The sequence below is a fragment of the Micromonospora qiuiae genome (assembly GCF_016863555.1).
In the GTDB taxonomy this organism is placed as follows: domain Bacteria; phylum Actinomycetota; class Actinomycetes; order Mycobacteriales; family Micromonosporaceae; genus Micromonospora; species Micromonospora qiuiae.
Map to the genome: position 1 here is coordinate 47295 of NZ_BOPC01000009.1, position 20866 is coordinate 68160.

Here is a 20866-nt window from a genome sequence, read left to right on the forward strand (position 1 = left end):
TGCAGTCCTGCCCGTTTCGAGGGTCTGCTCCCGGTTGCCGGGTTCCGGTGGTCGTGGGGCGGGGTGAGGGGGTGTCCCAGGTGGACGTCGACGCCGGACGCGGCGGCGCCCTGGGGGGCGCCCTCCCGACACAGCCGGGCGAGCTGCCGTTGACCCGCCGGCTCCGGTCGCTGCTGACCTGGCCCGCAGCCGACAACGAACCGGTCGGTCAACTGGTCCGTGCGCACCGCGCCATCCACTCGGGGGCCGATCCCGCGGTGCTGCGCCGGGCGTACACCATCGCGGAGAACATGCACCGGGGCCAGTTCCGCAAGAGCGGGGAGCCGTACATCACCCACCCGCTGGCGGTCGCCCAGATCTGCGCCGACCTGGGCATGGACACCACGACCCTGGTCGCGGCGCTGCTGCACGACACGGTGGAGGACACCCGCTACACGCTGCAGGCCCTGGCCGAGGATTTCGGCCACGAGGTGGCCCACCTGGTCGACGGGGTGACCAAGTTCGACAAGACGTTCTACGGCCAGGCCGCCGAGGCGGAGACCATCCGTAAGATGATCATTGCGGCCGGCAAGGACGTCCGGGTGCTCATCATCAAACTGGCCGACCGGCTGCACAACATGCGCACCCTCGGCGTACGCTCGGCTGCCTCCCGGGAGCGGATCGCCCGCAAGACCCAGGAGGTGCTGGTACCCCTCTGCGACCGGCTGGGCATCCAGAACCTCAAGCGGGAACTGGACGACGTGGTGCTGCTGCACCTGCAGCCGGAGGAGCACGCCCGCATCGCCCGCCACGTGCACGACCGCCCCGGTTGGGACGCCTACCTCGCCGACGTGGTGGCGCAGACCAAGGTGGCGTTGCGCCGCAGCCGGGTCGACGCCGAGGTGGCCCCCCGCCCCCGGCACCTCTACTCGATCTGGAAGGACACCGTGGCCGGCGGTCACACCGTCCCGTTCGACCTGCCCCGGATCACGGTGGTGGTGGACGGACCTGCCACCGACTGCTACGCGGCGCTCGGCGCGGTGCACGGCCTGTGGCGGCCGGTTCCCGGCCGGTTCAAGGACTTCATCGCCTCGCCGAAGAACAACCTCTACCGCTCCCTGCACACCAGCGTCTGCGGCCCGAAGAACCGGACGGTGGAGGTGCTGATCCGCACCGTGGAGATGCACCGCTCGGCCGAGTACGGTGTGGCCGCCGACTTCCGCTTCCCCCGCTCGGGTGGGGCCGCCGCGGACCGCGCAGAGCAGCTCGACTGGCTGCGGCGGGTGCTGGACTGGGAACAGGACGCCGCCGATCCGGCGCAGTTCCTCCAGTCGCTGCGCTGCGATCTGGCCGAGGCGCAGATCCAGGTGGTCGCCGAGGGACGGCAGATCGTCCTGCCGGCCGGGGCCACGCCGGTCGACCTGGCGTACGAGCTGGGCACCGACCGGGGCGAGCGATGTCTCGCCGCCCGGATCAACGGCCGGCTGGCCCCGCTCTCCTCCGAACTGGACGAGGGCGACGTGGTGGAGATCTTCACCGAGACCGAGGAGGAGACCAGCCTCGACGCCGAGGTCGCCCCACGCGGCCCACGCCGGGAGTGGCTGGGCTTCGTCAAGTCGCCGCACGCACAGATGCAGATCAACCGGTGGTTCGCCGAACACAGTGAACCGGGCATCTCGATCAGCGACAAGGTCCGGCTCGGCCGGGCCACCATCGGGCTGGCGCTGCGTCAGCACAATCGCGGCCTGGCCAGCGATCTGCCGCTGCTGCGGCTGTCGGAGGAACTCGGCTACCCCGACCTGGAGACCCTGCTGGTCGCGGTCTTCGACCGGGTGATCGAGCCGGACGCCGTGGTACGCCAACTCATCGACCTGGTCGACCACCGCCAGTGATCCACTGAACTTTTTTCGGCCTGGACCGCGCGGCGCGCCCTACCCAACGGTCCGTCGCACCGTCAGGGGAGGTCGAGAAGGGTTCACTGTGGTCCCCGGCCGCGACCGATGCTCACGACCACTAGCCTTGACCCATGATCCTCCGCTCGCGCCGCACCGGCCGCGCCGTCGCGTACCAGGTCTTCTACCGGTTGCCGTTGCCGGTACGGCGTCGGCTGGTGCGACTGGCCGTGCCGAAGTACATCGTCGGCGCCGTCACCCTGCTCCGCGACAGCGAGGCCGATGGAGCCGGCCGACTGCTGCTGCTGCGCCAGCCGCCCGGCCGAGGCTGGACGCTCCCCGCCGGCCTGCTGCAACGCGGCGAGAACCCGGCAGTGGGCGCCGCCCGGGAGTTGCACGAGGAGACCGGGGTACGGCTGCCTCCGTCCGGGCTGCGTCCGGCGGTGCCCAATGCGGTCGTGCACGCCAAGGGCTGGGTGGACGTGGTCTTCACCGCCGAGGTCCCGGCGTCGAGCATCGAGTTCACGGTCGACGGGGCGGAGGTCTTCGAGGCGGCCTGGCACCCGCTGGACGACCTGCCGAAGCTGACCTGGCCCACCGCGCGCCTGCTCGCCTACTACGACATCGGTCCGCTTGCCGGGCAGTTTCCGCCCCCGCTGCCGGACACCCTGCCGTGACCGGGCCTTTCGACGTCGCTGGCCGGTGGCCGGCGGCCCCGATCGACGGGATCTGCGCGGTGGTGCTCGCCGCCGGAGAGGGCACCCGGCTGCGCCCGCTGACCGAGCGGCTGCCCAAGGCGCTCTGCCCGGTGGGCAACGTGCCGCTGCTGGACCGGGCGCTGGCCCGGCTCGCCGGTCTCGGGCTGAGCGGGCCGGAGGCGGTCGCCGTCAACGCCTGTTACCTCGGCGACCAGATCGTCGAGTGGGTCGGGACGCGCGCCCACCTCTCAGTGGAACCGGGCGACCCGCTCGGCACCGCCGGTGGCGTGGGCAAGTTGCGGGACTGGATCGCCGGCCGGGGAGTGCTGGTCGGCAACGCCGACGCGTACCTCGCCGACCCGGCGGTGCCGCCCGGCCCCGACATCGCCGCGTTGCTGGCCGGCTGGGACGGCGAGAGCGTACGCCTGCTCGGTCAGCCCGCGCCCGACCCGGCCGCGCCCGGCACGTTCGACGGGCATCTCTTCACCGGCTTCTCGCTGTTGCCCTGGCGGCTGGTCCGGGACCTGCCCGCGACCTTCGGTGACCTGGTACGCGCGGTGTGGCGGCCGGCGGAGGCCGCCGGCCGGCTGACCGTGGTGCCCTACCGGGGCGCCTTCTACGACACCGGGACCCCGGCCGACTACCTCGCCGCGAACCTGCACGCGGCCGGCGCGGGTGGCCTGGTCGCGGCGGACGCCACGGTCACCGGTCACTGCCAGCGGTCGGTGGTCGGTGCCGGTGCCACGGTACGCGGCACGGTGACCCGCTGCGTGGTCTGGCCCGGTGCCACGGTCGGCCCCGACGAACGCCTGCACGACGTGATCCGGGTCGGCGCCGACCTCACCGTCCCGGCGGGCGAGCCGGCTCAACCTGAGCGGCCGGGGTAGGCAGGCCTTAGCATGAGCGACGACGCCGACGAACGGAGAGCCTTCCCGTGATCACCGCGATCGTTCTGATCGACTGCGCCACCGATTCGATTCCGGAGGTGGCCACGGCCCTCGCCGACCTGCCCGGGGTCAGCGAGGTCTACTCGGTTGCCGGGCACGTCGACCTGATCGCCATGGTCCGGGTCCGCGAGTTCGACGAGATCGCCCAGGTGATCGCGGGCAGCATCTCGAAGGTCCCGGGGGTGCTCAACACCGAGTCGCACATCGCCTTCCGCGCGTACTCCCGGCACGACCTGGAAGAGGCCTTCGCGATCGGCCTCGGCAACGCCGACTGAGCGAAAGCAGCGAGCCGGTCCACCCCGGGCGGGGTGGACCGGCTCGACTCGTACCGTCGGGTCAGCTCTGCTGCGGCGCCGGAGTTTCGGTGGCGGTGCCGCCCGGAGCCGGGGCCTGCTCGGTGGCGGTGCCGCCCGGGGCCGGCTGCTCGGTGCCCGGTGCGGTGCCACCCGGGCTGGGCGAGCCGCTCGCGCTGGCCTCCGGGACCGGGATGCCGAGCTGCTCGGCGAGCTGCACCAGAGCGTCGTAGTGTGCCTGCAGGACCGGCAGCGCGGTCTGCGCCAGCTGGATCACCTGCGTCTCGGAGCCCTGCGAGATCTCCGTCTGGGTGGCCTGGATCGCCTGCAGGTGGCCGGCCAGACCCTGGGTCACCCAGAGCCGGTCGAACTCCTCACCGCTGGCCTTGTTCAGCTGGTCGAGAGCCGTCCGTTGATCGGCGTTGGGCTCGTTCGGCAGTTGGACGTTCAGCTTCCCGGCCAGATCCTTCACCGACTTGTCCAGCTCCTGATGGTCGGTGACGATCATCTGCGCCAGCTCCTTGACCTCCTCGTTCTGGGCCTTCTTCTGGGCCAGTTCGCCAGCCCGGATCTCGTACAGGTTGACCTGGTGGATCGCCTTGAGGTACTGGGTGTCCTGCTCCGACGGCTGCGCCGCCGCCTGCGCTGCCGCGGCGGGTGCGAGGCCCACCAGCACCAGCGCGGCCAGCAGGCCGAGTCGTTTGATACCCAACATGCTTCCTCCCCGTTGAGACGTTGGACCGCACGGATACCCGGCTGGCCGGGGTTATTCCTGCGATCCGGTGACGGGCGGGAAGCTCCGACGATGACCCGGACGGCGGAAACGGGCGTGGCGCCCACCGGACGACTCCGGCGGGCGCCACGTCACGCTGTGCGCTACCTCAGCTGCGGGTCTCCCCGCTGCCGACCTCCTCCCGCTCCGGTCGCGGCTCGACCGGCGGGTGCCCGGGCGAGACCGGCGCCTCGGCCGGCTTCTCGATCGGGTAGAAGAAGCCCCGGATGGCCGGGCCGAGCGCCCCGAGCCGGTTCATCTTCTTCGGCACCACCCAGCCGGCGTACGGCAGCTCGGTGTGCCCGTGCTCGTCAGGCGTGGTGAGCGGCTGGTGCACCTCGACGAACCGGCCGTCCGGCATGCGGCGGATGATGCCGGTCTCCACGCCGTGGGCCAGCACCTCCCGGTCGTGCTGTTGCAGACCGAGGCAGATCCGGTAGGTGACGTAGTACGCCAGCGGCGGCAGGAGCAGCAGACCGATCCGGCCGGCCCAGGTCATCGCGTTCAGGCTGATGTGGAACTTGTCGGCGATGACGTCGTTCGCGCCGGTGAGGGTCAGGATCACGAAGAACGTGATGGCCATGGCGCCCAGGCCGGTGCGGAACGGCACGTCGCGGGGACGCTGGAGCAGGTTGTGGCTGCGGTAGTCCTTCAGGTAGCGGGCTTCCAGGAACGGATAGAGCGTGGAGAGCCCGACCAGGATGCCCGGTAGCACCACCGTCGGCCAGAACAGCGGCGGGATCACATATCCTTCGCCGATCGGCAGGTAGATCTCCCAGTCCGGCATCAACCGGGTCGAACCGTCCAGGAACATCACGTACCAGTCGGGCTGGCTGGCGGCCGAGACCACCCACGCCTCGTACGGGCCGAACAGCCAGAGCGGGTTGATCTGGAACAGACCGCCCAGCAGTGCGATCACGCCGAAGACGACCATGAAGAAGCCGCCCTGCTTGATCGCGTAGCGCGGGAACATCCGCTCGCCGACCACATTGCCGTTGGTCCGCCCCGGTCCCGGCCACTGGGTGTGCTTCTGCTTGAAGACCAGCCCCAGGTGGGCGGAGATCAGCGCGACCAGCAGAGCCGGGACGAGCAGCACGTGGGCGATGTAGAACCGGCTGATGATGATCGTGCCGGGGAACTCGCCGTCGAAGACCGCCGCGCTCACCCAGGTGCCGATCACCGGGATCGAGAGGATGATCGCCGAGGCGATCCGCAGGCCGGTGCCGGAGAGGCCGTCGTCGGGCAGCGAGTAGCCGGTGAAGCCGGCCAGGAAACCGACCCAGAACAGCAGCGAACCGATGATCCAGTTGGTCTCCCGCGGCTTGCGGAACGCGCCGGTGAAGAAGACCCGCAGCATGTGCACCACGATCGCGGCCATGAACAGCAGCGCGGCCCAGTGGTGCATCTGCCGCATGATCAGACCGCCCCGGACGTCGAACGAGATGTCCAGGGTCGAGGCGTACGCGGCCGACATCGGCGTACCCCGCAGCGGGGCGTAGCTGCCGTTGTAGATGACCTCGGTCATCGTCGGCTCGAAGAAGAAGGTCAGGAAGACACCGGTCAGCAGCAGGACGACGAACGAGAAGAGCGCGATCTCGCCGAGCAGGAACGACCAGTGGTCGGGGAAGACCTTGTTCAGCAGCCGGCGCAGCGGGGTGGCCACCTGGAAACGGTCGTCGACCGCCCGGGCGGTATTGCCCGGCACCGCTGCCATGTCAAACTTTCGCCGCTTCACGGCCGCTCCCAGAAGTCGGGCCCGACTGCTTCGGTGTAGTCGGACTTCGCCACGAAGTAGCCCTCGGCATCCACCTCGATCGGCAGCTGCGGCAACCGCCGGCTGGCCGGGCCGAAGATGGGCTTGGCGTTGTCGGTGATCAGGAACTGTGACTGGTGGCACGGGCAGAGCAGCCGGTTGGTCTGCTGCTCGTACAGGCTCGCCGGGCAGCCGGCGTGGGTGCAGATCTTCGAGTAGGCGGCGAAGTTGCCCCACATGTAGCCGCCGTGCCCCTGGCGCTCGTTGTTGCGGCGCGACACCTCGGCGTCGGCGTCCCGCAGGTGAATCAGCAGGGTCGGCGAGTCAGCGTGCCGGTTGCTCACGCCGTGCTCGATGCCGGGGAAGACGGTGATCTGGCCGCCCGCGCTGATGTCCGCCGGGCGGATCGGCCGCCCGTCCTCGCGCACCAGCCGGATCTTCCGGCCGTCCTGCGGGGCGAACCCGGTGGTCATCATCTGGTTGTTCTTGTGCGGGTCGGAGATGAGTCCACCCACCAGCGGCGCCGCGGCCACCGCGCCGACCGGCACCAGACCGGCCAGCAGCGACATGCCGAGCAGCGGCCGGCGCCGCACGCCCAACTCGTCGGCCATGTAGAGCATGGTCTGCCCGGTGATGGTCCGATCCTCGGCGGGCACCGCTCCCTCGTGCCGGTCCTGGATCGACACCTCCTTGGGCAGCAGCTTCTTGCCCCAGGTCAGGATGCCGAAGCCGATGCCCAGCAGCGCGATGCCGAGGGTCGCCCCGAGCAACGGGGTGAACAGCTTGTCACCGCCGCGGCCCGGCTGGTACTCCCACGGCCACCAGATGTAGATCGCCAGGAACGCGGTCGCCGCCAGGCCGGTGACCAGGAAGAACCCCGCCACCGTACGGACCAGCCGACGCTCGGCCCGGCTGCCCGGAGCGACCTGATCCTCGTAGTGCACGATCTCGATGTCGTCCCGGCGGGCGCCCTCCCGGACGATGTCGAAGCGGCTCAGCCGCGGGTCGTTCACGTCGATCGGTTCCTGACCCGGTCGGGCCGGCTGCTCAGTGTGCGTGCTCATGCTCCCCCCGGTCACGACTTGCCCGCAATCCACAGGCTGGCGAAGACGAGCGCGACGATGCCGACCAGGAAGATCGCGATCCCCTCGGTCGAGGGTCCGTACCGGCCCAGGTTGAACCCGCCCGGGTCGCCCTGTTCCTTCAGGGTCTGCTGGATGTAGGCGATGATGTCCGCCTTCTGCTCCGGCGTGATCTGGTTGTCGCCGAAGACCGGCATGTTCTGCGGGCCGCTCAGCATCGCCGCGTAGATCTGCCGGTCGGTGGCCGGCGCCAGGCTCGGCGCGTACTTGCCGGAGGAGAGGGCACCGCCGCCGCCGCTGAATGCGTGGCACTGCGAGCAGTTGATCCGGTACAGCTCGCCGCCGATCGCGATGTTGCCGTCGGCGTGCAGGTTGTCGCCCGCTGGCACGACCGGACCGCCGCCCAGCTCCTGGATGTACGCGGCCAGTTGGTCGACCTGGTCCCGGTTGAACACCTCGGGCTTGCGCGCCGCCTGGGCCTCCTGCCGGGCCATCGGCATCCGGCCCGTGCTGACCTGGAACTCGACCGAGGCCGCGCCGACACCGATGAGGCTCGGCCCGCGCCCCTCGACCCCCTGCGCGTTGCGGCCGTGGCAGCTCACGCAGCTCACGTCGAACAGCGCCTTGCCGTCGGCGGCGGCACTGCTCAGCGGCGGATTCTCCTGGGCCGACGCGCCGGGGGCGAGGATGGTGTAGGCACCGCCGGCCAGCATCAGCGCGGCGACCAGCCGGACCGCGGCACCCAGCCGGCGGCGGCCCCTGCTGCGCGCCACGGGCCGCCCGCGCAGTCGCGCGAGCAGACCGCGTCGGCGGTCGTTGTCAGAAGTCATGACCTGTGTCCTTAACCGGTTGGACCTTGTCTCAGGGGGTGGTGCAGCGGCGCGGCACGAGACGCGCCAAGATCACTGAAGCCAGTAGATCATGGCGTAGAGCCCGATCCACACGACGTCCACGAAGTGCCAGTAGTAGGACACGACGATCGCCGAGGTGGCCTGCGCCGGTGTGAACCGGCCCATGGTGGTGCGGATCATGAAGATGATGAAGGCGACCAGACCGCCGGCCACGTGCAGACCGTGAAAGCCGGTGGTCAGGTAGAACATCGACCCGTAGCCGTCTGAACTGATCGTGATGCCCTCGTGCACGACCAGCTCGCGGTACTCGTTGAGCTGACCGAGCAGGAAGATCAGACCCATCACGAAGGTGATCGTGAACCAGCGCCGCAGCGCGTGCACGTCACCCCGCTCCGCGGCGAACACACCGATCTGGCAGGTCACCGAGGAGAGCACCAGGATCGTCGTGAACGTCGTCGCGTACGGGACGTTCAGGATCGCGGTGCGCTCCGCCCACAGGTCGGGTGCCGCCGCGCGGATCGAGAAGTACATCGCGAACAGCGCCGCGAAGAACATGAGTTCACTGGAGAGCCACACGATCGTCCCGACGCTGACCATGTTGGGGCGCGTCAGGGAGTGGATCCTGCTCTTGTCAATGGCTGGGGCCGCAGTCACGCGGTCATTATTGCCCCTGACCACGGCCGGCGATCAGCCGGGGGCCAAACCGGGGGTACGGATGGCCCGATCGGTACCGTCCGGTTCGCCTGACCTAGGCTGATTGGCGTGCTGCACGTCGATCCGATGACCCTGGCCACCACGGCCGCGCTACCGCGCATTGCGGGCGTGACCAGCACAATCCTCCCGCCCGCCGACGGGCCACCGCTCGCGGCCGAAGCCGCCCTGCCGCCCTTCTCGATCACCGCCGTGGCCACCGAGGCCCGGCTGGACAGCTGGCTCGCCGTCGGCCTGGTGCTCGCCGCCGGTCTCTACCTCTACGGGGTGCACCGGCTGCGGGTACGCGGTGACCGCTGGCCGGTCATCCGGACGATCTTCTTCCTCGGGCCCGGCCTCGGCGGCATCGCCGCGGTCACGGTCACCGGGGTCGGCACCTACGACACCACCCTGCTGTCGGTGCACATGGTGCAGCACATGGTGCTGTCCATGATCTCGCCGATCTTCCTGGCGCTGGGCGCACCGGTGACGCTGGCCCTGCGTACCCTGCCGGTCGGCCCGCGCAAGCGCCTGCTCGCGGTGGTGCACAGCCGGGTCGCGCGGGTCTACACCTTCCCGCTGGTGGCGTTCGCCATCTTCGTGGTCAACCCGTTCGCGCTCTACTTCACCGACCTGTACCGCTACACCCTGGAGCACGTCTGGGCGCACGAGCTGGTGCACGCCCACTTCATCCTGACCGGCTGTCTGTTCTTCTGGCCGCTGCTGGGCCTGGACCCGCTGCCCGGCCGCTGGCCCTACCCGGGCCGGGCGCTGCTGATGCTGCTGTCGGTGCCGTTCCACACCGTGCTCGGGCTCACCATCATGCAGAGCAGCACCCTCTTCGGTGGCGACTGGTACCCGTCGCTCGGGCTGAGCTGGGCCGACCCCCGGCAGGACCAGGTGCTCGCCGGCGGCATCCTGTGGGCCGGCGGCGAGTTCGTCAGTGTCACGATGCTCGCCGTGCTCGTGGTGCAGTGGATGCGCCAGGCCGAGCGGGAGGCCCGCCGGATCGACCGCGAACTGGACCGCCAGGAGGCCCGCGAACGGGCTGCGGGGTCGTCCGCCTGATCGCTACGGAGTCGTCCGCCCGAGCGCTGCGGGGTCGTCCGCCCGAGCCCGGCACGGGGCGGCGTGTCACCCGAGCCACGCCGACCGGTACCATCGGCGGCGCAGCTACGAGGTGATAGCCGTATCGCCAGCCAGCCGCGGACCGGGTCACCCGGTTCACCGCGATGGCCGGCCCGGACGGCAGGGAAGCGAAGCGGAGTTGTCGGCATGAGCGATCGTCTGTGCACCGTCCTGCTCTACAGCGACGACCCGCAGGTACGGGACCGGATGCGGCTGGCCGTCGGTACCCGGCCGGCACCCGACCTGCGCCTGGAGTTCGTCGAGGCGTCCAGCTACGACGAGTGCGTCCGATTGGTCGACGACTACGAGATCGACCTGCTGCTGCTCGACGGTGAGGCCAGCCCCGGCGGCGGCATCGGCATCGCCCGGCAGATCAAGGACGACTTCGACCAGCCACCCCTGACCTGCCTGGTGATCGCCCGCGCCGCAGACCGATGGCTCGCCGCCTACGCCGAGGTCGACGCCACCCTGGTGCATCCGCTCGACCCGGTGACCACCGCCGCCACGGTGACCGAACTGCTGCGGACGCACGCACCCGCCTGACGTCCCGCCTGCGGCACCGCCACGGCGCCGGGCGAGCCGGCGCCGGTCCCGTCCCACCCGCACTCTTCCGCTCGGGAGGCCCGCCATGGGCGAACGGACCTGGCCGCACCTGCTCACCGCGCTGCTGCGCGGGGAGGAACTCTCCGCCGCCGACACCGGCTGGGCGATGGGCGAGATCATGGCCGGCGCGGCGACCCCGGCCCGCATCGCCGGCTTCGCGACGGCCCTGCGCGCCAAGGGCGAGACCCCGGCCGAGTTGACCGGGCTGGTCGAGGCGATGCTCAGCCAGGCCGTCCCGGTCGAGCTGCCCGAGGAGGTACGCGCCAGCGCCCTGGACGTGGTCGGCACCGGCGGAGATCTCGCCCACACGGTCAACATCTCCACGATGGCCGCGCTGGTCGTCGCCGGCGCCGGGGTCCGCGTGGTCAAGCACGGCAACCGGGCGGCCTCCTCCTCCTGCGGCACCGCCGACCTGCTGGAGTTCCTCGGCGTACCACTCGACCTCGAACCCGATCAGGTGGCCCGGTGCGTGACCGAGGCCGGCATCGGCTTCTGCTTCGCCGGCCGGTTCCACCCCGGAATGCGGCACGCCGGCCCGGTCCGCCGGGAGTTGGGCGTGCCGACGGCGTTCAACTTCCTCGGCCCGCTGACCAACCCGGCCCGTCCTCCGGCCGGCGCGGTGGGCTGCTTCGACGCGACGATGGCGCCGGTGATGGCCGCCGTCTTCGCCGCTCGGGGTGACTCGGTGCTGGTGATGCGCGGCGAGGACGGGCTGGACGAGTTCACCACCGCGGCGCCGACCCGGTTCTGGATCGCCGCGGGCGGCACCGTCCGGGAGACCGTGGTGGACGCCATCGACCTCGGGGTGCCCCGGTCCACCCTCGGCGACCTGCGCGGCGGTGACGCCGCGTACAACGCCGACGTGGCCCGGCGCCTGCTCGCCGGCGAGACCGGCCCGGTCCGCGACGCCGTGCTGGTCAACGCCGCCGCCGCCCTGGCCACCCAGGGCCCGCTGGACGGCGACCTCACCACCGCCCTACGCGCCGGCCTGGACCGCGCCGCCGAGGCGATCGACTCCGGCGCCGCCGCCCGCACCCTCGACCGCTGGCTCGACGTCGCCCGCCAGACCTGATCAAGAAGTTTGCGTCAGAATCGCCCGCGATCGGTGACGCAAACTTCTTGATCAACGATGAATGCAGGAAGCCCGCCTCCCTGGGAGGCGGGCTTCCTGCATAGCTGGGGTCAGTGTTCGGCGGTGCGGCGGGTGCCGGAGTAGTACTCGAACAACAGGCCGCAGGCGGCCATGATCACCGCCACCGCGCCCAGGCCGAACAGCCAGAGCTGCCAGTACGCCAGACCCAGGCCGGCGACCGTGGCGGACAGCGCCAAGCCGGCCGGCCAGTAGCTGCCGGGGCTGAAGAAGCCGACCTCACCGGCGCCGTCGGCGATCTCACCGTCCGGCCGGTCCTCCGGGCGCAGGTCGATCCGGCGGGCCACGAACCAGAAGAAGCCGCCGCACATCGAGCAGAGCGTGGCCGACAGCAGCAGGGCCGTCGTGCCGATCCACTCGAGGCGACCACCCGACTCGTTCCAGGTCCAGAGGCCGTAGAGGATGGCCGCGAAGAACAGGAACGCGGCGATGCTCAGGAAAACGCGCCACTCGGTCTTCATGCCCGCCGCCTCAGCTTCCCGCGCCGGCAGCAGCGCTGCCCTGGTTGAAGTTGTGCTCGGTACGCCGCGTCTCGAATGGCCGCGTGGTCACCGCGTACGGCTCCTCGCCGATGGCGGTCAGCGCGTCCTGGGTCGAGGCGCCGTCCTGCTTGGCCGCGAGGAACCGGTCGAACTTCTCCGGCGTGACCACCCGCAGCTCGAAGTTCATGAAGGCGTGGTAGCTGCCGCAGAGCTCGGCGCAACGGCCCACGTACGCTCCCTCGCCCTCCAGCCGGGAGACCTCGAAGACGTTGCGGATGTTGCCCGGCATGACGTCCCGCTTGAACAGCATTTCCGGCACCCAGAACGAGTGGACGACGTCCCTGCTGGTCTCCTCGAACCGGATGGACCGGTCGGTCGGCAGCACCAGGATCGGGATGACCTCGCTGGTGCCCAGCACCGACGCGGTGGTGTTGGCGTCCTCGCCCTGGCCGTCGCGGTAGTTGAACTGCCAGTTCCACTTGAAGGCGACCACCTCGACGGTCACGTCGGGGTTGCGGGTGGTCTTCACCACGTCGGTCTGAATGACCGCGGTGTAGTAGAAGAGCACGGCGACGACCAGCACCGGCGCGATGGTGTACAGGAACTCCATCGGCAGGTTGTAACGGGTCTGCACCGGCAGCTCGTTGCCGCGCTTGCGGTAACGCACGATGCACCAGAAGATCAGGCCCCAGACCAGCAGACCGACCACGAGCGCCGCGATGCACGAGGCGATCCACAGGTCGTACATCCGCCGGGCCTCCGGGGTGATGCCCCCCTGCGGCCAGCCGAAGCCGCCGAACGCCGCGCCGACGTCACAGCCCGTGAGCAGGACCAGCAGCGACGCCCCACCGAAGCCGAGCCCGGCGAGACGTCCGGCGCGACGCCCCCGCCGCGCACCGGCTCCTGGGGATGCGCTGCGCTGTACGGCCGTCGGCCGTACCTCCGAACTCCTTGCGACCACCTGGTCCTGCCTCCCTAGCGCGCCGCGGTGTCTTCCTCGATCTGGTCGGCTCCGCCGAGCGGAGCCACCGCACCAGCGGCAAAGGCGTCACCGACGGTCGCAGATTACTCGACCATGACGGGCTGGACCCGGTTGGGGTCAGTCTCGGCACCCGACGGGGTATCCGACATCGGCCGAGGCGATAGCGTGCTGAGACGTGATCCCTTCCCCCGTCCACCTGGACGCCGCCACCGCCGCGCCGCTGCATCCGGTCGCGCGGCAGGCGTTACTCGCCGCGCTCGACGACGGTTGGGCCGACCCCGACCGGCTCTACGCGTCGGCCCGGCGGGCCCGCCAGTTGCTCGACGCCGCCCGCGGGGCCGCGGCGGAGACCCTCGGCGTACGCCCCGACGAGCTCTCCTTCACCGCCAGCGGCACCACCGCGGCGCATTCCGCCGTGCTCGGCGGCCTGGCCGGGCGACGGCGGGCCGGAGCGGTGCTGGTGCACTCGGCGATCGAGCACTCGGCTGTGCTGCACGCCACCCAGCGGCACGTGTCCGGCGGCGGCGCGGCGAGCGAGGTGCCGGTCGACCGCCTCGGCCGGTTGGATCTCGACGCCTGGTCACGGGCGGTGACCGAGCCCGGGGTGGCACTGGCCGCGTTGATCGCGGCCAGCCACGAGGTGGGCACCGTACAGCCGGTCGAGGCCGCGGCGGCGGCCTGCGCCGCCGTGGGGGTGCCGCTGTACGTCGACGCCGCCCAGGTGGTGGCTCGGACACCGGTGCCGGCGGGCTGGTCGGTGCTGAGCGCCAGCGCCCGCAAGTGGGGCGGGCCGCCCGGCGTCGGCCTGCTGGTGGTCCGCAAGGGCACCCGGTGGGAGTCGCCCTGGCCCGCCGACGAGCACGAGTCGGGCCGGGCGCCGGGCACGGTGAACCTGCCGGCGGTGGTGGCGGCGGCGGCGAGTCTGCGCGCGGCGGCGGCCGACGCGGCGGCGGAGGCCACCCGGCTGGCGCCCCTGGTGGACCGCATCCGGGCCCGGGTGGCGGCCGAGGTTCCGGACGTGGAGGTGGTCGGCGATCCCGAGCGGCGGCTGCCGCATCTGGTCACCTTCTCCTGCCTCTACGTCGACGGCGAGGCGCTGCTGCACGCGCTGGACCGGCGCGGCTTCGCGGTCTCGTCCGGCTCGTCCTGCACCTCGTCCACGCTGCGCCCCTCCCACGTGCTGGAGGCGATGGGGGTGCTCTCGCACGGCAACGTACGCGTCTCGCTGCACCGCGACACGACCGAGGCCGACGTGGAGCGTTTCCTCGCCGAGTTGCCCGGCATCGTGGCCGACCTACGGGCGCAGGCCGGGGTGGTGGGGCTGTGACCGCCCCCGAGAGCCCGGCCGGCGGCGAGCCCGACGAGATCATCGACTGCCTCGGTCAGCGCTGCCCGCTGCCGGTGATCGCGCTGGCCCGCCGGCTTCCCGAGCTGCCGGTGGGCGCGGTGCTGCGGGTGCTCGCCGACGACCCGGCCGCCGCGGTCGACATCCCCGCCTGGTGCCGCATGCGCGCCCAGGAGTTCCTCGGCACCAACGGCCCCGCCCACGACATCCGCCGGACGCAGTGAAAGGAAGGGCCCCCTTTTAACGCCTCGTGCATAGGCGGGGCCCCCTATTAACAACGCGACGCCGCATCGACCCAGAGCAGTCGCAGCCGGCGACCGGAGCGAGAGAATAGGCGTACGGCGGTGTCCGGGCTCGGGAAGCGCCCGGTGAAGCATGGCCATCGCCACAGGCCAGAACGCCGTCGGTGAAGGCCAGCCCCCAAGCGAAGATGCCGCCGTCAGCACGGTCGCCGTACTCCTCGCAGATCGCGAACCGTCGTGGCGCGAACTCGTCAACCAGGTCGGCCAACATCTGGTGAAACTCCTCGGGCGAGCCAAGCGGTGGGGGTGAGTCGTCCATCGGAGCCCTCCTTTGACAGGTATTGCTATACGTATAGCGCGCCGCCTTGTTCAATGGAAGGCCACTACGCCATGATGTTCGTGTCGTCGCGAGGAAGGCGGGCCCATGGCAGCACGTAACGATCCGTCCGCGCTGCGCTGGCTGATCGGTGCCGAGCTGGGCCGCTACCGACGCGAGGCACCGATGACGCTCACCGAGTTGGCCGCGCGCACCGGCATCGGCAAGCCGAAGCTCGGCCACATGGAGACCGGGCGCTACCAGCAGTTTCCCGACGACATCGCGGCTGTGCTGGGGGCCTGCGGAGCGGATCAGCGGGCGATCGACCGACTCACCGCGCTCGCCACCCGGTCGGACGCGAAGACCTGGTGGGCACCGTGGGCGAACGTGATGCCGGACTGGTTCAAGACGTACGTCGGCCTGGAAGGTCTCGCCGACGGCGCGTTCGTCTTCGAGTCGATGGTGATCCCGGGCCTGCTCCAGACCGAGAGCTACGCCCAGGCCCTGACCCTCGGTACCGGCTTCGTCCGGCCGGACCACGCCGAGCGCTTCGTGTCGTTCCGGCAGGCCCGGGCGCAGCGGTTGACCAACGACGAGCCGCTGACCCTGCACGCGGTCATCGGCGAGGCGGCGCTGCGGCTGCGGGTCAACGGTGACCAGACCCGACGCGCCCAACTCGCCCACCTGGCGGCGATGTCGGAGCTGCCGAACGTGACCGTGCAGGTGCTCCGCCCCGAGGACGGTCCGCACGCCGCGACCCCGCTGGGCAAGTTCGTCCTGCTGGACTTTGCCCACGTCCAGCCGATCGCCTACACCGAGGTCCTCGACGGGGCGATGTACGTGCAGGATCCGGACAGCGTGCGGACCTATAGAATGGTGGCCGACAACCTGCGCCAGGTCGCTCTCTCGCCCGCCGAGTCGCGCGCGTTGATCAGGGAGCTGGCCGGCGCGGCCTAGCCCCGGAGGCCAGTGTGTCCACCCCCGACCTCTCCGCCGCCCCCTGGTTCACCAGCAGCCGCAGCGCCAACAACGGCGACTGCGTCGAGTGCGCGGTCCTGCCCGACGTGGTGGCGGTGCGGGACAGCAAGGACCGCACCGGCCCCGTTCTCACCTTCTCGCGCCGCCAATGGTCGGCCTTCATCACCACGGTCACCCCAATCCCCGCTGACCCCCTATTCCCCCCGCGATCTGACCGGTAGATCGACCACCTCGCCCCGATATATCCCGAAAGTCACCCCTACCTAACTAGATCTTGGACGCGCGAGGCCCCTCTGGGGGCAGAAAGTGTCCAAGATCGCCGGCTGGAAGTGATCTGGCCAGGGGGACCGGTGGACAGAGAGCAGTTGCCGGATCTTCACGCCTGCGAGGCGTCCCGAAGAGACTGGGTGATTTGCGCCTTTTGTCGCCGCAAAAGGGGCGTTGCACCCCGAAACGGCGACCGAAAGTGCAAGATCGACGAGGTGGTGCGGGTGGGGTGAGGTGGTGCGGGTGGGGGGGGTGGGGTGGGGGGTCAGGGCAGGAGGTGGGGGCGGATTTCGTTGGCGGCCTGGTCGCCGTAGGACTCGGCCAGGCGCTTGACGAACAGGTCGCGGCGCACGTCGTACTCCTGGGTGCCGACGGTCTCCAGCACCAGCGTGGCGAGCAGCGAGCCGACCTGCGCGGCGCGCTCCAGCCCCACGCCCCAGGAGAGCGCGGTGAAGAAGCCGGCGCGGAAGCCGTCGCCGACACCGGTCGGGTCGACGGCCTGCGTCTGGCGGGCGATGGGTACGTGAATCGGGTCGATGTCCCGCCCGGCGATCTCCACCCCGTGCTTGCCGAGCGTGGTGACCCGGATCCGGACCAGGTCCAGCAGTTGGTCGTCGCTGAGCCCGGCCTTCTGCTGAAGCAGCGACTTCTCGTAGTCGTTGGTCATCAGGTAGTCCGCGCCCTCGATCAGCGCCATCACCTCCTCGCCCGGCATGCGGGCGAGCTGCTGGGACGGATCGGCGGCGAACGGGTAGCCGCGCTCACGGCACTCGGCGGAATGCCGCAGCATCGCCTCCGGGTCGTTGGCGCCGACCAGCACCAGGTCCAGCCCGTCGAGACGCTGGGCGACCGGGTGCAGTTCGATGTTGCGTGCTTCGCTCATCGCGCCCGCGTAGAAGGAGGCGATCTGGCACATGTCGGTGTCCGTGGTGCAGACGAAGCGTGCGGTGTGCGCCACCTCGCTGACGTGCACCGAGTCGCAGTCCACTCCGTGCCGTTCCAGCCAGGAGCGGTAGTCGGCGAAGTCGGCGCCGACGGCACCGACCAGCACCGGACGCAGACCGAGTTGCCCCATGCCGAACGCGATGTTCGCTGCCACCCCGCCCCGGCGCAGCACCAGGTCGTCCACCAGGAAGGAGAGCGACACCTTGTGTAGCTGGTCGGCGATGAGCTGGTCGGCGAACCGGCCCGGGAAGCTCATCAGGTGGTCGGTGGCGATCGAGCCGGTCACGGCGATCTTCATGGCAACCCTCGGGGTCGGAAGCAGAGCGCGGTCAGCCTACCGGTCCCGTGAACACGACGGCGGGGCAGCCGCGGGCCGCCCCGCCGGTCGTGAAGACCGACTCAGCTGAAGGAGTCGCCGCAGGCGCAGGAGTTGCCCGCGTTGGGGTTGTCGATGGTGAAGCCCTGGGCGTCGATCCGGTCGGCGAAGTCGATGGTGGCGCCGGTCAGGTACGGAGCGCTCATCCGGTCGACGACGACCTCGACGCCGTCGTAATCGGTGACGACGTCACCGTCGAGCGAACGCTCGTCGAAGAAGAGCTGGTACCGCAGGCCGGAGCAGCCGCCCGGCTGCACGGCGATTCGGAGCCGCAGGTCGTCGCGGCCCTCCTGCTCGATCAGGGCCTTGACCTTCTGCGCCGCGACGTCGGTGAGGACGACGGACGTGGGGGCCTTGGCCTCGGTCGACTCGGTCTGCGCTGGCGTGGTCACGTGGAATTCTCCCTGCGCGCGTTACGGGTGTGGTCTCCCCTGGCCAACGTCATCCGCCGGTCAGCGATTCCCACAGTGGTCCAAGCTCCGATTGTAGGCCGCCCAGCGCCCGGTCACCCGGGCAGCGGCGCCAGCCGTCGTCACGATCAGCGGCTCCACTGCCGGGCCAGCCGGGCGCCGAGCGCCCGCAGGCCCTCTGCCGGGCGCTCCAGGGCCGCGGCCAGACCGCCGCGTTCCTCACCGCCGAAATGCTCCACCAGGCTGTACGCGTCGGTCACCCCGACCGCCGCCGCCTCGCGCCGGCCCGTGCTCACCTGCCCGGCGAGCACGACGCAGGGTACGCCCCGGTCGCGGGCGGCGCCGGCCACTCCGGCGACCACCTTGCCGCGGAGCGACTGGTGGTCGAACCTGCCCTCCCCGGTGATCACCAGATCGACCTCGTCGAGCGCGGCGTCCAGCCGGACGGCACGCCCGACGAGCCCGATTCCCGACTCGCAGCGGCCACCGAGGGCCAGCAGTGCCGCGCCGACGCCGCCGGCGGCCCCTCCGCCGGGCAGCGCGCCCAGCCCGGTGGGGCAGCCTGGCAGGCTCCGTTCCAGCACCTCGGCCCAGCGTTGCAGCGCGGCGTCGAGCAGCAGCACGTCGGCGCGGTCGGCGCCCTTCTGCGGTCCGAAGACGTTGCTCGCCCCGTGCAGCCCGAGCAGCGGGTTGTCCACGTCGGTGGCGGCGATCAGCCGCGCGGAGCGCAGCCGGGGCGCGCCGTCGAGCGTGGCCACGGCGGCCAGCGCGGCGCCGCCGTACGGCAGCGCCAGGCCGGTGTCGTCCAGCGGCACGGCGCCCAGCGCGGTGAGCATCCCGGCGCCACCGTCGTTGGTCGCCGAACCACCCAACCCGACAATCACCGTACGGGCGCCGGCCTCGACCGCGGCGGCGATCAGCAGCCCCAGCCCGTACGACGTGGTGGCCAACGGATCGCGCTCGGCGTCGTCGAGCAGGTGCAGCCCGCACGCCTGCGCGCTTTCCAGCCAGGCGGTCGTCCCGTCGTCGGTGAGCAGGATCTCACCGGCGGCCGGGCGGCCCAGTGGATCGACCGTCGAGACCGGCACCCGCCGACCGGGCAGCGCCTCGGCGAGCACGTCGAGGAAACCGGGTCCGCCGTCGGCCAGGGGCTTGACCAGCAGGTCGTCGGCGGGGGCGACCTCCCGCCAACCGTCGGCCACGGCGGCGGCCACCTGGGGGGCCGGCAGCGTGCCGGCGAACTTGTCCGGGCAGAGCAGTACGCGCATGTCTGGCAGTGTGGCAGCCCACACCGGTGGGGGCTGCGCAGCGGTTTCGCTGTGGGACCATGGACCGCGTGACGTCGTCGACCTGGGTTGAACCCTCCAACACCGCCACCGCGCTGCTGCTTCTCGGCCGTGGCAGCGATCCCGCCACCGAACGTGGCGTGGAGTGTCCGGGCGATCTGCCGGCGCCGAGCGATCCCGACCTGGTGGCCCGGGCGGCGGCGGCCAAGGCCGCGCTCGGCGACAAGGTCTTCGTGCTCGGCCACCACTACCAGCGCGACGAGGTGATCCAGTTCGCCGACGTGACCGGCGACTCGTTCAAGCTGGCCCGCGAGGCCGCCGCCCGGCCGGACGCGGAGTACATCGTCTTCTGCGGCGTGCACTTCATGGCCGAGAGCGCGGACATTCTCACCTCGGACGCGCAGCGCGTCGTTCTGCCCGACCTGGCGGCCGGCTGCTCGATGGCGGACATGGCCGCGCTGCCACAGGTCGAGAACGCCTGGGACGTCCTCACCGACGTGGGTGTGGCCGAGCGGACGATCCCGGTCACCTACATGAACTCCTCGGCGGACATCAAGGGCTTCGTCGGCCGGCACGGCGGTGTGGTCTGCACCTCCTCCAACGCCAAGCGTGCCTTGGAATGGGCGTACGAGCAGGGTGAGAAGGTGCTCTTCCTGCCCGACCAGCACCTGGGTCGCAACACGGCGGTGTTGGAGATGGGCTTCTCCCTGGACGACTGTGTGCTCTACGACCCGCACAAGCCGGGCGGCGGGCTCACCCCGGAGCAACTGCGCGACGCGCGCATGATCCTCTGGCGCGGGCACTGCTCGGTGCACGGCCGGTTCACCCTCGAGAGCGTGAACGACGTCCGTGAGCGGGTGCCCGGGGTCAACGTGCTGGTGCACCCGGAGTGCCGGCACGAGGTGGTCAAGGCCGCCGACCTGGTGGGCTCGACCGAGTTCATCATCCGCACCATCTCCGCGGCCCCGGCCGGCTCCGCCTGGGCGGTCGGCACCGAGTTGAACCTGGTCCGCCGGCTCGCGCTGGCCCACCCCGACAAGCAGATCATGTTCCTCGACCGAGCGGTCTGCTACTGCTCGACGATGAACCGCATCGACCTGCCGCACCTGGTGTGGGCGCTGGAGGAACTGGTCGCCGGCCGGGTGGTCAACCAGATCACCGTCGACGCCGACACCGCCCACCACGCCCGGGTCGCGCTGGACCAGATGCTGGCGCTGCCTGGTTCCTGAACGGACAGACGCTCACCCTCCGTAATGCGGAAGGTGCGAAAAAGTGCCGGATCACCGATTGATGTCCTCCCGACGGTGTGACCGCATCCAAACTCGTCACGGAGGGCTATGCTGCCCGGGCGACAACACCCGGGCCGACGTTTGCCCGCGACCGGTTCGCGGGTAGCGAC

The 20866-nt window shown here is 70.9% G+C and carries 23 protein-coding genes; 13 read left to right on the top strand and 10 right to left on the bottom strand.

Annotation, left to right across the window (positions count from 1 at the left end; genetic code table 11):
* Positions 1–80: 80 nt before the first annotated feature.
* From Vqi01_RS02825 to Vqi01_RS02840, 4 genes are all read left to right on the top strand, one after another.
* Entirely contained in the window at positions 81–1871 is a 1791-nt protein-coding gene (locus Vqi01_RS02825; protein WP_204032852.1) for a RelA/SpoT family protein, read from the top strand.
* Between the two features lie 134 nt (positions 1872–2005).
* A complete protein-coding gene (locus Vqi01_RS02830; protein WP_204032692.1) occupies positions 2006–2548 on the top strand; it encodes an NUDIX hydrolase in 543 nt (180 codons plus the stop codon).
* A 41-nt stretch (positions 2549–2589) separates the two neighbouring features.
* Entirely contained in the window at positions 2590–3456 is an 867-nt protein-coding gene (locus tag Vqi01_RS02835) for a nucleotidyltransferase family protein (protein ID WP_204032854.1), read from the top strand.
* Between the two features lie 47 nt (positions 3457–3503).
* Positions 3504–3791, top strand: a complete 288-nt coding sequence (locus Vqi01_RS02840; protein WP_204032694.1) for an Lrp/AsnC family transcriptional regulator — start codon at positions 3504–3506, stop codon at positions 3789–3791.
* 61 nt (positions 3792–3852) lie between these two features.
* Here the strand turns inward: Vqi01_RS02840 and Vqi01_RS02845 are convergent, their stop codons facing one another.
* From Vqi01_RS02845 to ctaE, 5 genes are all read right to left on the bottom strand, one after another.
* Complete coding sequence (locus Vqi01_RS02845) at positions 3853–4524, bottom strand: DUF4142 domain-containing protein (protein WP_204032695.1); 672 nt, start codon at positions 4522–4524, stop codon at positions 3853–3855.
* Positions 4525–4690: 166 nt separating this feature from the next.
* Complete coding sequence (gene qcrB, locus Vqi01_RS02850) at positions 4691–6316, bottom strand: cytochrome bc1 complex cytochrome b subunit (protein ID WP_204032696.1); 1626 nt, start codon at positions 6314–6316, stop codon at positions 4691–4693.
* Positions 6313–7398, bottom strand: a complete 1086-nt coding sequence (gene qcrA, locus Vqi01_RS02855; RefSeq protein ID WP_204032700.1) for a cytochrome bc1 complex Rieske iron-sulfur subunit — start codon at positions 7396–7398, stop codon at positions 6313–6315. Before qcrA ends, qcrB begins: the two co-directional genes overlap by 4 nt.
* Positions 7399–7409: 11 nt before the next feature.
* Positions 7410–8246 carry a cytochrome bc1 complex diheme cytochrome c subunit gene (gene qcrC / locus Vqi01_RS02860; protein WP_204032702.1) on the bottom strand — a complete coding sequence of 279 codons (837 nt, stop codon included), beginning with the start codon at positions 8244–8246 and terminating at the stop codon, positions 7410–7412.
* A gap of 72 nt (positions 8247–8318) precedes the next feature.
* Entirely contained in the window at positions 8319–8921 is a 603-nt protein-coding gene (gene ctaE / locus Vqi01_RS02865) for an aa3-type cytochrome oxidase subunit III (protein WP_204032704.1), read from the bottom strand.
* Between the two features lie 108 nt (positions 8922–9029).
* Between ctaE and Vqi01_RS02870 the strand changes: the two genes are divergently transcribed.
* The 3 genes from Vqi01_RS02870 to trpD all read left to right on the top strand — a co-directional run bounded on the left by Vqi01_RS02870 (position 9030) and on the right by trpD (position 11760).
* Positions 9030–10025 (top strand): cytochrome c oxidase assembly protein, encoded by a 996-nt coding sequence (locus tag Vqi01_RS02870; protein ID WP_239098134.1) that lies wholly within the window; start codon positions 9030–9032, stop codon positions 10023–10025.
* 207 nt (positions 10026–10232) lie between these two features.
* On the top strand, positions 10233–10628 hold the full coding sequence (locus tag Vqi01_RS02875; protein WP_204032706.1) for a response regulator: 396 nt from the start codon (positions 10233–10235) through the stop codon (positions 10626–10628).
* 85 nt (positions 10629–10713) lie between these two features.
* Entirely contained in the window at positions 10714–11760 is a 1047-nt protein-coding gene (gene trpD, locus Vqi01_RS02880) for an anthranilate phosphoribosyltransferase (protein ID WP_204032708.1), read from the top strand.
* Between the two features lie 110 nt (positions 11761–11870).
* Here the strand turns inward: trpD and Vqi01_RS02885 are convergent, their stop codons facing one another.
* Positions 11871–12299 carry a cytochrome c oxidase subunit 4 gene (locus Vqi01_RS02885; RefSeq protein WP_204032710.1) on the bottom strand — a complete coding sequence of 143 codons (429 nt, stop codon included), beginning with the start codon at positions 12297–12299 and terminating at the stop codon, positions 11871–11873.
* 10 nt (positions 12300–12309) lie between these two features.
* Complete coding sequence (ctaC, locus tag Vqi01_RS02890) at positions 12310–13281, bottom strand: aa3-type cytochrome oxidase subunit II (protein ID WP_204032712.1); 972 nt, start codon at positions 13279–13281, stop codon at positions 12310–12312.
* A gap of 196 nt (positions 13282–13477) precedes the next feature.
* On the opposite strand from ctaC, the gene Vqi01_RS02895 reads away from it, so the two are divergent.
* The 5 genes from Vqi01_RS02895 (at position 13478) to Vqi01_RS02915 (ending at position 16404) form a co-directional block, all read left to right on the top strand.
* Positions 13478–14629 (top strand): cysteine desulfurase family protein, encoded by a 1152-nt coding sequence (locus Vqi01_RS02895; protein ID WP_204032714.1) that lies wholly within the window; start codon positions 13478–13480, stop codon positions 14627–14629.
* Positions 14626–14871, top strand: coding sequence for a sulfurtransferase TusA family protein (locus tag Vqi01_RS02900; RefSeq protein WP_204032716.1), 246 nt, complete (start codon positions 14626–14628; stop codon positions 14869–14871). Before Vqi01_RS02895 ends, Vqi01_RS02900 begins: the two co-directional genes overlap by 4 nt.
* Positions 14872–15022: 151 nt before the next feature.
* Complete coding sequence (locus tag Vqi01_RS02905) at positions 15023–15199, top strand: hypothetical protein (RefSeq protein WP_204032718.1); 177 nt, start codon at positions 15023–15025, stop codon at positions 15197–15199.
* A gap of 114 nt (positions 15200–15313) precedes the next feature.
* Positions 15314–16162 (top strand): helix-turn-helix domain-containing protein, encoded by an 849-nt coding sequence (locus Vqi01_RS02910; RefSeq protein WP_204032720.1) that lies wholly within the window; start codon positions 15314–15316, stop codon positions 16160–16162.
* A gap of 14 nt (positions 16163–16176) precedes the next feature.
* The gene (locus Vqi01_RS02915) at positions 16177–16404 is read left to right on the top strand and encodes a DUF397 domain-containing protein (protein ID WP_204032721.1); all 228 of its coding nucleotides are present in this window, start codon (positions 16177–16179) and stop codon (positions 16402–16404) included.
* 311 nt (positions 16405–16715) lie between these two features.
* On the opposite strand, the gene Vqi01_RS02920 is transcribed toward Vqi01_RS02915, so the two are convergent.
* The 3 genes from Vqi01_RS02920 to Vqi01_RS02930 all read right to left on the bottom strand — a co-directional run bounded on the left by Vqi01_RS02920 (position 16716) and on the right by Vqi01_RS02930 (position 19449).
* Positions 16716–17693 carry a carbohydrate kinase family protein gene (locus Vqi01_RS02920; RefSeq protein ID WP_204032723.1) on the bottom strand — a complete coding sequence of 326 codons (978 nt, stop codon included), beginning with the start codon at positions 17691–17693 and terminating at the stop codon, positions 16716–16718.
* Positions 17694–17794: 101 nt separating this feature from the next.
* Positions 17795–18163, bottom strand: coding sequence for an iron-sulfur cluster insertion protein ErpA (erpA, locus tag Vqi01_RS02925; RefSeq protein ID WP_204032725.1), 369 nt, complete (start codon positions 18161–18163; stop codon positions 17795–17797).
* A gap of 146 nt (positions 18164–18309) precedes the next feature.
* Positions 18310–19449 (bottom strand): glycerate kinase family protein, encoded by a 1140-nt coding sequence (locus Vqi01_RS02930; protein WP_204032726.1) that lies wholly within the window; start codon positions 19447–19449, stop codon positions 18310–18312.
* 59 nt (positions 19450–19508) lie between these two features.
* On the opposite strand from Vqi01_RS02930, the gene nadA reads away from it, so the two are divergent.
* A complete protein-coding gene (nadA, locus tag Vqi01_RS02935; protein ID WP_204032728.1) occupies positions 19509–20696 on the top strand; it encodes a quinolinate synthase NadA in 1188 nt (395 codons plus the stop codon).
* Positions 20697–20866 lie beyond the last annotated feature (170 nt).